This window comes from Cupriavidus sp. MPR-AND1C (assembly GCF_058809705.1).
In genome coordinates, this window is record NZ_JBXASU010000039.1 from 34,164 (window position 1) to 46,204 (window position 12,041).

Annotated in this window: 12 protein-coding genes; 8 read left to right on the forward strand and 4 right to left on the reverse strand. The window is 65.7% G+C overall.

What is annotated here, in order from left to right; all coding sequences use genetic code 11:
- Positions 1–64 precede the first annotated feature (64 nt).
- The 6 genes from AC1RWI_RS20800 to AC1RWI_RS20825 all read left to right on the forward strand — a co-directional run bounded on the left by AC1RWI_RS20800 (position 65) and on the right by AC1RWI_RS20825 (position 6,670).
- Positions 65–1,732: a sulfatase-like hydrolase/transferase gene (locus tag AC1RWI_RS20800; RefSeq protein WP_492868412.1), complete on the forward strand. Its 1,668-nt coding sequence runs from the start codon at positions 65–67 to the stop codon at positions 1,730–1,732.
- A gap of 62 nt (positions 1,733–1,794) precedes the next feature.
- Positions 1,795–2,562, forward strand: a complete 768-nt coding sequence (locus AC1RWI_RS20805) for an SDR family NAD(P)-dependent oxidoreductase (protein ID WP_043355420.1) — start codon at positions 1,795–1,797, stop codon at positions 2,560–2,562.
- Positions 2,559–3,437 (forward strand): SMP-30/gluconolactonase/LRE family protein, encoded by an 879-nt coding sequence (locus tag AC1RWI_RS20810; protein WP_043355418.1) that lies wholly within the window; start codon positions 2,559–2,561, stop codon positions 3,435–3,437. Before AC1RWI_RS20805 ends, AC1RWI_RS20810 begins: the two co-directional genes overlap by 4 nt.
- Positions 3,438–3,582: 145 nt before the next feature.
- Positions 3,583–5,103, forward strand: coding sequence for a sulfatase family protein (locus tag AC1RWI_RS20815; RefSeq protein ID WP_492868415.1), 1,521 nt, complete (start codon positions 3,583–3,585; stop codon positions 5,101–5,103).
- A 716-nt stretch (positions 5,104–5,819) separates the two neighbouring features.
- A complete protein-coding gene (locus AC1RWI_RS20820) occupies positions 5,820–6,194 on the forward strand; it encodes a hypothetical protein (RefSeq protein WP_043355415.1) in 375 nt (124 codons plus the stop codon).
- A gap of 314 nt (positions 6,195–6,508) precedes the next feature.
- The gene (locus tag AC1RWI_RS20825) at positions 6,509–6,670 is read left to right on the forward strand and encodes a hypothetical protein (protein WP_492868418.1); all 162 of its coding nucleotides are present in this window, start codon (positions 6,509–6,511) and stop codon (positions 6,668–6,670) included.
- A 143-nt stretch (positions 6,671–6,813) separates the two neighbouring features.
- Here AC1RWI_RS20825 and AC1RWI_RS20830 read toward each other — a convergent pair whose 3' ends face one another.
- A complete protein-coding gene (locus AC1RWI_RS20830) occupies positions 6,814–7,077 on the reverse strand; it encodes a hypothetical protein (RefSeq protein WP_492868420.1) in 264 nt (87 codons plus the stop codon).
- Between the two features lie 98 nt (positions 7,078–7,175).
- A complete protein-coding gene (locus tag AC1RWI_RS20835) occupies positions 7,176–7,436 on the reverse strand; it encodes a hypothetical protein (protein WP_043355412.1) in 261 nt (86 codons plus the stop codon).
- A 101-nt stretch (positions 7,437–7,537) separates the two neighbouring features.
- Between AC1RWI_RS20835 and AC1RWI_RS20840 the strand changes: the two genes are divergently transcribed.
- The gene (locus AC1RWI_RS20840) at positions 7,538–7,825 is read left to right on the forward strand and encodes a hypothetical protein (RefSeq protein WP_492868422.1); all 288 of its coding nucleotides are present in this window, start codon (positions 7,538–7,540) and stop codon (positions 7,823–7,825) included.
- A 43-nt stretch (positions 7,826–7,868) separates the two neighbouring features.
- Here the strand turns inward: AC1RWI_RS20840 and AC1RWI_RS20845 are convergent, their stop codons facing one another.
- Together AC1RWI_RS20845 and AC1RWI_RS20850 are read right to left on the reverse strand one after the other, a co-directional pair.
- The gene (locus AC1RWI_RS20845; RefSeq protein ID WP_492868424.1) at positions 7,869–8,975 is read right to left on the reverse strand and encodes a porin; all 1,107 of its coding nucleotides are present in this window, start codon (positions 8,973–8,975) and stop codon (positions 7,869–7,871) included.
- Between the two features lie 792 nt (positions 8,976–9,767).
- Positions 9,768–10,805: an AraC family transcriptional regulator gene (locus tag AC1RWI_RS20850; RefSeq protein WP_492868426.1), complete on the reverse strand. Its 1,038-nt coding sequence runs from the start codon at positions 10,803–10,805 to the stop codon at positions 9,768–9,770.
- Between the two features lie 347 nt (positions 10,806–11,152).
- On the opposite strand from AC1RWI_RS20850, the gene AC1RWI_RS20855 reads away from it, so the two are divergent.
- Complete coding sequence (locus tag AC1RWI_RS20855; protein WP_492868428.1) at positions 11,153–12,001, forward strand: TauD/TfdA dioxygenase family protein; 849 nt, start codon at positions 11,153–11,155, stop codon at positions 11,999–12,001.
- Positions 12,002–12,041: the final 40 nt, after the last annotated feature.

Sequence of the window (12,041 nt, forward strand, 5' to 3'; positions counted from 1 at the left end):
AGATTCACCTCGAAGAGACAGGGATTAGACAATGGAAGAAGCTTCTAAGACGATGCGGCCTGGGATGACAGTGCGCACAGGCACGGTGCGCCCGGGTTCCCATGAGAAAGCCCCCGGGCGCGGCGCGCCTTGCCTGCGCAAGCTATTGCTGCTGGCCGGCGCCCTGGCACTGGCGGCGCCGCTGTCCCAGGCGCAGGCGGCACCCGACAGCGGCCCGGACACAGGCCCGAACACAGGCCCGCATACAGGTCCGCACACTGGCCCACGCACCCGCCCCAACATCATCCTGCTGATCGCCGATGACCTCGGCTGGGGCGATCTCGGCAGCTACGGCCATCCGGTATTTCGCACACCCAACCTGGACCGGATGGCGGCCGAAGGCCAGCGCTGGACCAACTTCTACGTCAGCTCCCCGGTCTGCTCGCCCAGCCGCGGCGCCATGCTGACCGGGCGGGTCGAGACCCGTTCCGGCCTGTACGGCGCGCTCAACAGCGTGGCGGTCGAGGGCGATCCCTACGGCTTCCCCGACCGCGAGACGAGCGTAGCCAGCGTGCTGCACGACGCTGGCTACGCCACCGCGCTGTTCGGCAAATGGCATCTGGGCGACGCACCGCACGCCTATCCCACGCGGCACGGCTTCGATTCCTGGTGGGGCATGCCGATGTCGAACGATGCGTACTTCGCCGGCATTCCCGGCGGCGTCAGCATCGCCGAACTGCGCCAGCGCTTCGCCAATGGCGAGTCGCCCAAGGCGCTGTTCGCCCTGTACTACCGGCAGGCGGTCGCGGCCTTCCGCGATCCCAAGAACGCCTACTGGAACTCGCCGCTGATCGCGAGCGAGCGGGTGGTGGACAACGGCAAGGCCGACTACCGCGACCGCGTGGTCGAGCAGCCGGTGGACCAGCGCAGCTACAACAGACGGCTGACCGACCAGGTCGTCGACTTCGTCGGCCGCAAGCGTAACCAGCCCTACCTGGCCTGGGTGGGCTACGAGAAGCCCCACCTGCCGCATATGCCTGCCCCCGAGTTCGTCGGCAGCAGCAAGGGCGGCCCGGTGGGCGACGCCATCGCGGAGCTGGACCACAGCGTGGGGCGGGTGCTGGAGGCCGTGCGGCGCAGCCCCGATGCCAAGAACACCCTGGTGGTGTTCGTCAGCGACAACGGCCCCTGGATCCTGTACGAGGAGCTGGTGGGGTCGGCCGGCATGCTGCGCGACGGCAAAGGCTCGACCTATGAAGGCGGCGCGCGGGTACCGGCGCTGTTCTGGTGGCCGGGCACCATCCGCCCCGCGGTGGTGGACGGCATCGGCGCTACCTACGACCTGCTGCCGACTTTCGCCGCGCTGGCCAGGGCGCGGCTGCCCGACGCCGCCCTCGACGGCAGCGACCTGGGCAAGACGCTGCGCGAGCAAGCGCCGAGCCCGCGCCAGGTGTTGCCTTACTACTTCCGCGGCCGCCTGCAGGCCTGGCGCGAAGGTGAGTGGAAAGTCAATTTCTACGACGTCAGCGGGCGCAATCCGAAGGGCGGCTTGCAAGCCAAGATGGCCAAGCCGACGCTGTACAACCTGGGCCGCGATCCGGGTGAGAAGTTCGACAAGGCCGCGAGCGAGCCCGAGATCCTGCAGCGCCTGCAGCAACATGCCGAGGCATTCGAGCACTCGATCACGGCGGCGGCGCCGGAGTTCGACCGGGTGACCATCGAGCACGGCACAGCAGGGCTAGGTGCGAACTGAGGCCTCGGCGGCTGGCGCCGCGGGGCTGCCTTCGCCGAATCATGGTAGTACCGGAGATTCAGATGTCTTACGCGATTTACCCTAGCTTGAAAGAGAAGTCTGTCGTCATCACGGGCGGCGGCGGCGGCATCGGCGCGGAAATGGTGGGAGCCTTTGCGCGCCAGGGTGCGCACGTCCATTTCATCGATGTCTGCGAGGTGGGGGCAAGGCAACTGCAGGACGCGCTGACTGCCGAGGGGCTGCATACCGTCTTTCACCCCTGCGACCTGCGGGATATCGGCGCCACCACGGCCGTCTTCGACCGCATCGCGCAGGCCTGCGGTCCGATTGGCGTGCTGGTCAACAATGCGGGCAGGGATGACCGGCACCAGGTCGATGCCGTCACGCCCTCCGATTGGGAGGAGTGCATTGCCGTCAATCTGCGCCATCAGTTCTTCTGCGCCCAGCTGGCCGCCGCCGGCATGCGCACGGCCAGGACGGGCGTCATCCTCAACCTGGGCTCGGCCTCGTGGCATGTCGCGGTGCCCGATCTCTCCATCTACATGACGGCCAAGGCCGGCATCGAGGGACTCACGCGCGGGCTGGCGCGGGATCTTGGCCGCGACGGCATCCGTGTGAACTGCATCGTCCCGGGCGCCGTGCGCACACCACGCCAGACCCTGCTCTGGCAGACAGCGCAGAGCGAAGCGCGGCTGCTCCAGAGCCAATGCCTTCCCGCCCGCATCGAGCCGCGGCACGTGGCGGCCATGGCGCTGTTCCTGGCGTCGGATGACGCGGAGCGCTGCTCCGGGCGCGAGTATTTCGTCGATGCGGGGTACTTTGGCGCATGAAAGACAACCATCCTCTCTGCGTGTGGCAGCTCGGCGCCGAGCTTGGCGAGGGGCCGGTCTGGCACCAAGGCTCGAGCGCGGTCTATTTCGTCGACATCAAGGGCAGGAGAATCCATCGTTTTGCCATCGCGACGGGCGCAATGCGCTCCTGGCCGGTCGATAGCCAGCCCGGCTTTATCGTTCCGCTCGACGACGGGGGGTTCCTGTGCGGCATGCAGGATGGACTCTATCGCTTCGATCCCGCGGACGGTGCTTGCCGCCGGCTCAAGGAGGTGGAGCCTGACCTGCCGGGCAACCGCATCAACGATGGCTTCGTCGATCCCGCCGGCCGGCTCTGGTTCGGCACGATGGATGACGGCGAAGCCGCGCCGAGCGGCTCGCTCTACCAGGTCGGCGACGACGGCCGGACATGGCGCCGGGACAGCGGCTATGTCATCACCAACGGCCCGGCCATGAGCCCGGACGCCCGCACGCTCTATCACGCGGACACCGTCAAGCGCCTCGTCTACGCCTTCGACGTGGGCCAGGACGGCGCGTTGTCGCGCAGGCGCGAATTTGCCCGGCTCTGCGGCACGGGCTATCCGGACGGAATGGCGGTCGACGCCGACGGCCATCTCTGGATCGCCGTCTTTGGCGGGGCAAGGATCGAGCGGTGGTCACCGGACGGCAGGCTGGCCGGTGTGGTTCGCTTTCCGTGCGACAACGTCACCAAGCTGGCTTTCGGCGGCGACGACCTCAGGACCGTCTACGTCACGACCGCGCGCAAAGGCCTGTCTCCGGCGGCGCTCGCGCTGCAGCCGCTCGCCGGCGGGCTGTTCTCGTTCCGCGCGCCAACGAGGGGGCTGCCTCAGATGTCATGCAAGGCGCGGTTCTGACTGGAGGCGCGGCAAGAAGCGGGGCCGCGGGCCGGCCCCTCGGTCCGGTATCGCGGGCGTGCGGCCCGATCAACAGGGGCGCGGCGGCAAGGGTCGGGGTACGCAGACCCGCCCGCATCTCATCAACAAGTGGAGAATTTCAACGATGCGACTGATCTACATTGACATTGACACGCTGCGGCCCGACCACCTCGGCTGCTATGGCTACCATCGCAAGACAAGCCCCAACATCGACAAGCTGGCTGCCCGCAGCGCGCTGTTTCGCAACGTCCATGCGTCGGACACGCCGTGCCTGCCGAGCCGCACCGCCTTGCTGACCGGGCGCTTCGGTATCCACAACGGTGTCGTCAATCATGGCGGCGAAGATGCCGATCCGGTGATCGGCGGCCCCGACCGGCAATTCTGGTCGCAGCTCCATTTCGACAGTTTCCCGTTCCGCCTGCAGCAGGCCGGGCTGAAGACCGTGAGCGTCAGTTCGTTCGCGCACCGGCACTCGGCGTTCCACTGGTACACCGGCTTCGACGAAACCTACAACGTCGGCAAGTTCGGCCGGGAGACGGCCGATGAGGTCCATGCCCTTGCGTCGGACTGGCTGGCGCGGCATGGCAAGGAGGACAACTGGTTCCTGCATGTGCATATGTGGGATCCGCACACGCCCTACCGGGCGGCGCCGGAGTACGGAGAGCCCTTTGCCGACGATCCCTTGCCGGCATGGCTGACGCAGGAGGTGCGCGCGGAGCACTGGCAAGGGTGCGGCCCGCACAGCGCGCAGGAAAGCACGGGCTTCGCGCCGAACGAGGCCGCCCGCGCGTGGTACCCGCGCCAGCCGCAGAGCATCCCGGACATGGCGGCAGTCCGCGCCATGTTCGACGGCTACGATACCGGCGTACTGGTGGCCGACGAGTACGTGGGAAAGCTGCTCGCGCAACTCGCGGAACTGGGCGTCGACGGCGAGACGGCGGTCATGCTGTCCTCCGATCATGGCGAGACCCTCGGCGAGCTCAGTGTCTACGGTGACCACCAGACGGCGGACCAGTTCACCACCAACGTGCCGCTGCTGCTCAAATGGCCGGGCATCGAGGCCGGGCGTGAGTATCGCGCGTTCCACTACCAGATCGATGTCACGGCCACGATCCTGGAGTTGCTGGGCCAGCCGGTGCCCGCATCCTGGGATGGCGCATCGTTCGCGCAGAGCCTGAAAGCTGGGGCCGATGAAGGGCGTGACCACCTTGTCGTGTCGCAAGGCGCATGGACCTGCCAGCGCGGCGTGCGCTTCGGGAACTGGATGATGATCTGCACCCTGCACGACGGATACCACCTGTTCGACGACGTCCTGCTGTTCGACCTGGAGGCCGACCCCCATGAGCAGCGCAACCTCGCCGATCACCGGCCCGACATCGTAGAGAAGGGGATGGGACTTCTGAGGGCCTGGGAGGCGGAAATGCTGCCCACAGCGGCGCGTGGCAGAGACCCGCTCGTCAATGTTGTGAAGGAAGGCGGCCCCTATCACATCCGCGGGAAACTGCGGGCCTACCTGGATCGCCTGAGGGAAACCGGGCGGGGGGCCAAGGCCGACGCGCTCGCCCTGAAGTACGCGCAGGATCTGCAGCGGCCCGCCGAGCCGGGCAAGCCGCCTTTTCCAATTCGTAATCACCGCCTTGTTTGAGTCTTGGGGGGCGGCCTCCCGGTTGTCGTGGCGCGATGCGTCGCCAACTTCGGGTGATCGGTCGAATGGTGCGAAATCTGGCGGCAGCCCCCCTGCAAAATCGCTCTCGGCAACACTTTGCGATTTCACTGCTCTTGTGAAATCGGCCGTCTCACTCGCCCTTGAGACCGAAGCGTATTCTCATCGAAACCGCCACGCTCTCGCTCGGACAACACCGGCGCGAGCGATCGGGCGCAGGGGGCGCTGCGCACGCCGCTGGCCGACTACGCCGTCAATTGCACGCCGCTTGGCAGCCGGGTAACACTATGCGGGCGCGCTGTGGCGCAGGGCGTCGAACTGGTGATGCGGGACGACGTCCCGGGCATCTCACCTGACCCGAGAAGCCTTGCTGCGCACGGCGGTGCGTCCTGCTACCGCCATTTCTTGCACGGAAAGACGATCACCCCATGCAGCGCCACCTTGGCCTCCAGGTTGCGCTCGGCCTGGCGTGCCACCCGTCTTTCCTCAAACCTTCCCCCGAGTCACTGGTCACCGTGCATTGCACCGCCAGAGCGCCTGGCGGCGTGCCGCGGTGCTTGCGCTGCGGCGGCAGGACCATAGCCCACGCGCAGTCGCTTTGGGGTGGCGCCCAAGCCAATGTCAGAACTTGTCAGCTTTGCACGCGAAATGCTCGATAGGATTGGCACCTGTGAAAAAGTGACCGATTCCCGTCTTCAATGAGCTGCTATCCCTCTCGCTTCCCCATCCGCGCCGCCACCGGCGCGCGGCAACTCGCTGGCCTTTGCCTGACCGTCCTGGCCGCTGCCCCCACCTTGGCGCAGGTGCCGCCCGACGCTGGCGCGCTGCGCCAGCAGATCGAACCCGAGCTGCCGCCGGCCTTGCCGCGTCCGGTGGCGCCGGACCGCGCGGCTGCGCCGCCGCCGCTGCGCCAGCACGGCGAGGCCACCGTCACGGTGACCGCCTTCCGCTTTGCCGGCAACAAGCAGATGAGCGAGGCGCAACTCGCGCCGGCGGGTGCGCTGCCGGTGCAAGCGGTGATGACGGTGGGCGATGTGCGCGTGCCGCTGGTGATCACCGAGCGCAACCAGTAAAGACGCGATGTAACACAAGACGGGCGCCAGGCGGCCAGGCCTCGCCCGGCCACGGCACGGTAGCCGTGGCCGGGCCGGCCGCCTTCCCGCCGGCCCAGGTCATCCTGCGCACGGACAGGCTGTTCGGCGACGACGTGGTGTATCGACGCGCTTTATGCTCAGCATGACCTCGGCGGCAGTGCCGCCGTTGGCGCTGCCGTGGCAGACGGTGCATCGGCGCGTGCCGACCGGCCTGGACTTCGGCCGCGACTATCTGTCTTGGCAGCCGCAGCCTGTTCGAGCTCGCTGGTCTGCTCGGCAGCCTGGGCTTCGTCGTGTTGCCGTACTGGCCGCTTCCGGAATATCACAGTGACTTCCACGGCCGCTACTACGCGATGCCGGGCCTGGTGCTGCCGCCCTGGCTGGCGCTGCCGTATGTCTATTTCGTCGACCGGCTGCTGCGCACGATCCACTCCCGGCGGCGGAGCAACCGATAAAGCACTTCCAGGCGAGTCGAGCCGTAGCCTTGCTGTGGTCTTGGGCAACTGTTCAGAAACGCAGCAATTCGACTTCAAGAACGACAATGGCGAGATGCGCAGCGTTACCTTGCCCATCGCCGCCGAGCGTGTCGTGGCCCGATTCAAACCTTGGCGTGGGTGGCAGCCCATTGCGACGGGTTGACGTCGATGCTCAGCGGGCCGAAGCCGGAGCCGATCACGCCGACGTTGTTGAGCGTGTTGACATTGATGCTTTGCAACTGGGCGATGTTCTGGTTGACGTTGACATTGACGTTGGCCACCGGGCCCAGTCCTTGCAGCCAGGAATTGCCGCCGCGCACCGCGGTCATGGACTTGCTGTCGAGTTCCTGGTTCAGGGCGAGGTCGCGCACGATGATGGCTGACATGTTGGTTCTCCTTGGCTTCACGGGATGACTTGAAATGCGCTTGATTGGCTGGTTGGCAGCGGAGGGGGGCGAGGCCGCCTCCGCTTGCGCCGGGCCGTTCAACGATAAATGTTGTTTTGGGCGTTCTGCGTCGAGGTGACATGGGACTTGATGTCGTCGACGAAGGCCGCGTTGTTGCCGTTCATGTTGACGACGTTCTGCGTCTGGCCGATCAGTTGCTCGGCGTTGAAGGTCGAGTCGATCTTGACCGCGCTGAAGATGGGCAGGAAGGGCACGAAGCCGCCGCGCACGGCGCGCATGGCGCGGGCGTCGAGTTCTTCGGTGACCGACAGGTCCTTGATGGCGAGGGTGGTAGTCATGGCAGTTCTCCTTGGGAGCGATTGGGACGTTGGTTCATCTGGGTTGAGCATCTGTGCTGCGCTCGGGAGGTACAAACGCATGGAGTGTGCCAAGGCGGGCCATGTCATCGAAAATCGCCCGCAAACGCAGGCTGGGCTTGGGAAGAAAATCTTTGGAATGGGAAAAATGGCGCCAACGCACGGTGCGCGGTGGCTTTGACCTGGTGGGCGCAAACCAACAGAACAACACAGGGTGTTTGCCATTGCGCGACACGCTGATCCCGTACATCGGAAAGCGGGAGGCCGAGCGGGAGGCGCCGATACCGCTCGATGCCAATGGCCCGGCAGGATTCGATGAGCGAGTAGGGGTTAGCGCTGGCCATCGCGCCGCCGACGAAGCCCGACAATAGGAAGTTCCTGCGGCTGATGTGGTCTTGCCGCGCGGGGACAGGGTCAGAAATTGTGGCGCATGCCTAGCGCGAAGGTCTGCGGCCTGGCGCCGGCGGCCACGCCGATGCCGTTGATGGCAAAGTCGTAGAGGGCATTGCGCTGGTTGTCGATGCGGCTGTAGTACGCATACAGCGCGGTGCGCCGCGACAGCGGATAGTCGTAGCCGAAGGTGAGCTGCGTGGCGCTCGTCTTCGGCCCTGCGTGGAAGAAGCCCACGGTCTCGGTGGCATCCCCCGTGCCGTTGGCGGCGAAGGCGAAGCCCAGGCGCACGCTGCCCGGCCCCAGCTTCTGCACCACGGAGGTGTAGTAGCCGTTGCGGGACAGGTCACCGGTGGCGGTGCGGTAGTGCAGTCGTTCATAGACCAGCGCGATTCGCGTGGTGGCGAACTGGTAGGCCACGCCCGCCTTGATGGCGTCGTCGTTACGGCCGGCCACCTGGTAGTGCTGGTGGACCTCATAGGCCAGGGTCAGGTTGAGTGGCCCTGCGTCGTAGGCGGTGGCGAAGGAGTAGAGCGCCGGGTTGCGCGGCGCCGTATTCCTCTCCTCTGGCAAGCCCCAGGCCAGCGCGCCGCTCAGGCCGTGCCACACGGGCGAACGGTATTGCAGCGTGTTCTTCTGGCGTCGGTCGAAGGAACTGGTGTCCTCAATGTTGTCCGTGCTCGACGCCGAGCCGTTGCCGATCAGCGCCATATAGCCGGCCGTGGTCGGGTAGTAGGGGTCGTAGCCCATGGTGGACTCCGTGTAGGGCGTATGCCAGTTGCCGCCGAAGATCGTGCCGAACGGGCCCTGCAGGCCCAGCCGCGTGTTGCGGCTGGCGATCTGGCCCTGGCCGTTGTCGATGGACAGGCTGCTCTCGATCTGCCAGATTGCCTTGAGCTCGCCGCCGAGATTTTCCTCGCCCATCAGTCCGAACACGGAGCGGTTGTTGGTCAGCCGGGCGGCACCGCCACGCACCTTGCCTTCGGTGGCTGTGCTGGCGCGGGTGTATTCCAGGCTCGTGTTAAGGCGGCCATAGATGGCGACAGTGCTTTGCGCCCACGCGAGCGGCGTGGCGGCCGCCAGGCCCGCCAGCAGGCCGACCGCGCTCAGCCAGGTGCGTGGCTGCGGCATGCACGGGCGGGACCGGGTTCTTGCTTGATTTTGCATTATGGATTTCACTGCGCGATGGCAATGCGTGGGGAATGAATGGGATGGCGGCGTGCGGTTGGATCCGCGCGCGTGACCAGGCCGTGGTGCTCGCGCAGGCGAGCCGGACAGACAACGGTAGCGACAGCGCAATCGGCAGCAGCGCGCACCAGAAGCCCAGCACCAGGTGTGCCGCCGCGCCAAGCGCGAAGCCCGGCAACGCAGGCGTAGCCTTGCGCATGTGTGCATGGATGGCCGCCTTTTGCTCGGAGCCGGTGTGGCGCGCGTCGAGCACCCTGGTCGGGTGCGGCGCGGGAGTGTGGCGGATCTCTGCGCAAGCACCTCGAACGAAGGTTAAAGCTGCGTGGTGCTCATCGCCATTGTCTCTTCGTATTAGTCAGCCGTTGCGGGGCGCATAGGGGCAGGACGGTCATGGCGGGTTGCTGCTGGTCAGGCGCGGCTCAACGCGCCCGCGTTCGGGCGTCCCGTGGACTTCCCCGCCTTTGCCGCCGATGGCCAAGGCCCGGAAAGAAGATGGGTGCAGCGCCGCTCCAAGCACCGATCCAAGCGCAGTTCTGCGCAGCGTATGGCGCCAGGGATATCTGCTGCCAGGTCAGCGCAAGGCAAGGCGCAGGGGCAGGGGCAGGGGCAGGCCCAGGGGCAGGGGGCGTCTATTGTCCTTTGGTATGTGGCGATCATACCGGCGAGCCTGGCCAGAAACTGGACTACCTCGGTGCGCAGGTTACTGTGGGAGAGGGCGACGAGAGAGGGCGAAGATCAGCCACGTTGCGGCAATGCATTTGCGACTGCCTGTGAGGTTTGCTTCCAGCTCGACACCGTCATGCCAAAGTGCTTTCTGAACCAGAAAGCGAAAGCGCTGGAGCTTGAGAAACCGAGCAGGTCGGCGAGTTCGGCGAGGGAGCGATCGCTGTCGAGGATCTGGCGGGAGGCGAGTTCAGCTCGGACCGCCTGGAGCAGTGACAAAAAACTCGTGCCTTCCGCAACGAGCCGGCGATGCAAAGTTCGGCGATCCACGCCAAGGTGCTTTGCCACCTGGTCCGACGTACACCTGCCCCCGGGCAACATGGCAACCACGACCTGCCGAACGGTGTGCGTCGCACTCTCATTGGATCCAGACAAGGCCTGGTCGAGAAAGCGACGGACGTATGGCGTCATACGGTAGTCATTGGCCGGCATGGGCGTCGCGAGGTCCTTTGCGGCACAGACGATGCCATTGAAACTCGCATTGAATTCAACCACCGAGCCGAACAGCGCTTTGTGACACGTGGCACCGTGCGGTTGACGGTGCTCGAAACAGACGCTTCGGGGCCGCCAGGTTGGCCCCAATAGTTCCTGGATCGTGCGATATAGCACGCCCACGGCCATTTCAATGGACTGCCGCACCGGATACTTGCCGGTGGCCAGGATATCTTCGCGAATCAATACGGCATCGCCGAAGTCTTCGATGCTAGTCAGCAGCGCCGCATTGATCAGGCGCATATAGCGACACAGGTTGTCCAGCGCCTGCCTGGCGTTCGGTGCTTCGCGCATCACAAAGCTGATCGGGCCCAGGTTGGCCAGCCGCCGGTCCCTGGCCAGCCGCAAGCCAAAGTCTTCCACGCCTGTCATCGATGCGCTGTCCTCAAGCAGCTGGCGCACCGCCATGGAAGTGACCGGCATGTCGGGATCGAGAAGGCTTCGAGGACTCAACCCCACCTTGCGCAGCATCGCCTCAGGGTTAAGTCCATGGTGGCGCGCCAGTTCCGTATAGCCGGTAAGACTCGCGCTTCGGATCAAGGGTGTGTAGCCGGGCATGGGCGTGTCCCAATTTAGACATTGAATGTCCCAAATAATACATCGCATTTGGTCTTGCAGAGATAGTCTTCCGATGTGGATCTGATGTGGCTCTGATCCCCGATGTCCGGCGGCGCGAGATCTATGGCACACAGCGTGGCTTCAGTCTTCAAGCCGTCTTTCTGGCAGTACAGAGCCCGCGTTGCACCACAGACCGAGCAAACATTGGCGGTAGCTCTCAACGCAAGAGCCGCCCGACCAGCGCTACGCGCCGCATGTAGCGGGGCGTGCCCACCGCGACCTTGAGTCCCGCAAGACGACGGGCCCGTCCGTGGTGGTGATCTGAACAAAAAAGAAGGAGACAGACCATGCATATCGAACCGCTGACGTGCGCCATTGGTGCCGAGCTCGTGAACGTGGACCTGGCGGACGCCGTGCACGACGATGGGCTGTTCGCCGAGATCAGGGCCGCGCTGCTCAAGCACAAGGTGCTGTTCCTGCGCGACCAGGACATCACGCGCGCCGAGCATGTGGGCTTCGCGCGCCGCTTCGGCGAGCTCGAGGACCACCCCGTGGTCGGCAGCGACCCGGATCACCCGGGCCTGGTGCGCATCTACAAATCGCCAGAGGCTCCCAACGATCGTTACGAGAACGGCTGGCATTGCGACGCCACCTGGCGCGAGACGCCGCCAATGGGCTGCGTGCTGCGCTGCGTGGAATGCCCGCCGGTGGGCGGCGACACCATGTGGGCCAACATGGCGCTGGCCTACGAGAAGCTGCCCGACCAGGTCAAGCTCCAGATCGCCGGCCTGCGTGCGCGGCACAGCATCGAAGCCACATTCGGTGCGGCCATGCCGATTGAGAAGCGCCTGGCACTCAAGGCCCAGTACCCGGATGCCGAACATCCCGTGGTGCGCACCCATCCCGAGACCGGCGAGAAGGTGCTGTTCGTCAACGGCTTCGCCACCCATTTCACGAACTTCCACACGGCGGCCAACGTGCGTTACGGCCAGGACTTCACCCAAGGCGGATCGGCGCTGCTGCAGTACCTGATCGGCCAGGCCTTGATCCCCGAGTATCAGGTGCGCTGGCGCTGGAAGCCGAACAGCATCGCCATCTGGGACAACCGCTCGACGCAGCACTACGCCGTGATGGACTACCCGCCCAGCCATCGCAAGATGGAGCGCGCCGGCATCATCGGCGACAAGGTGTTCTGACCCTCGCTCCCGCTGGCCCTATCCCTTTGTTCCTTCCCCT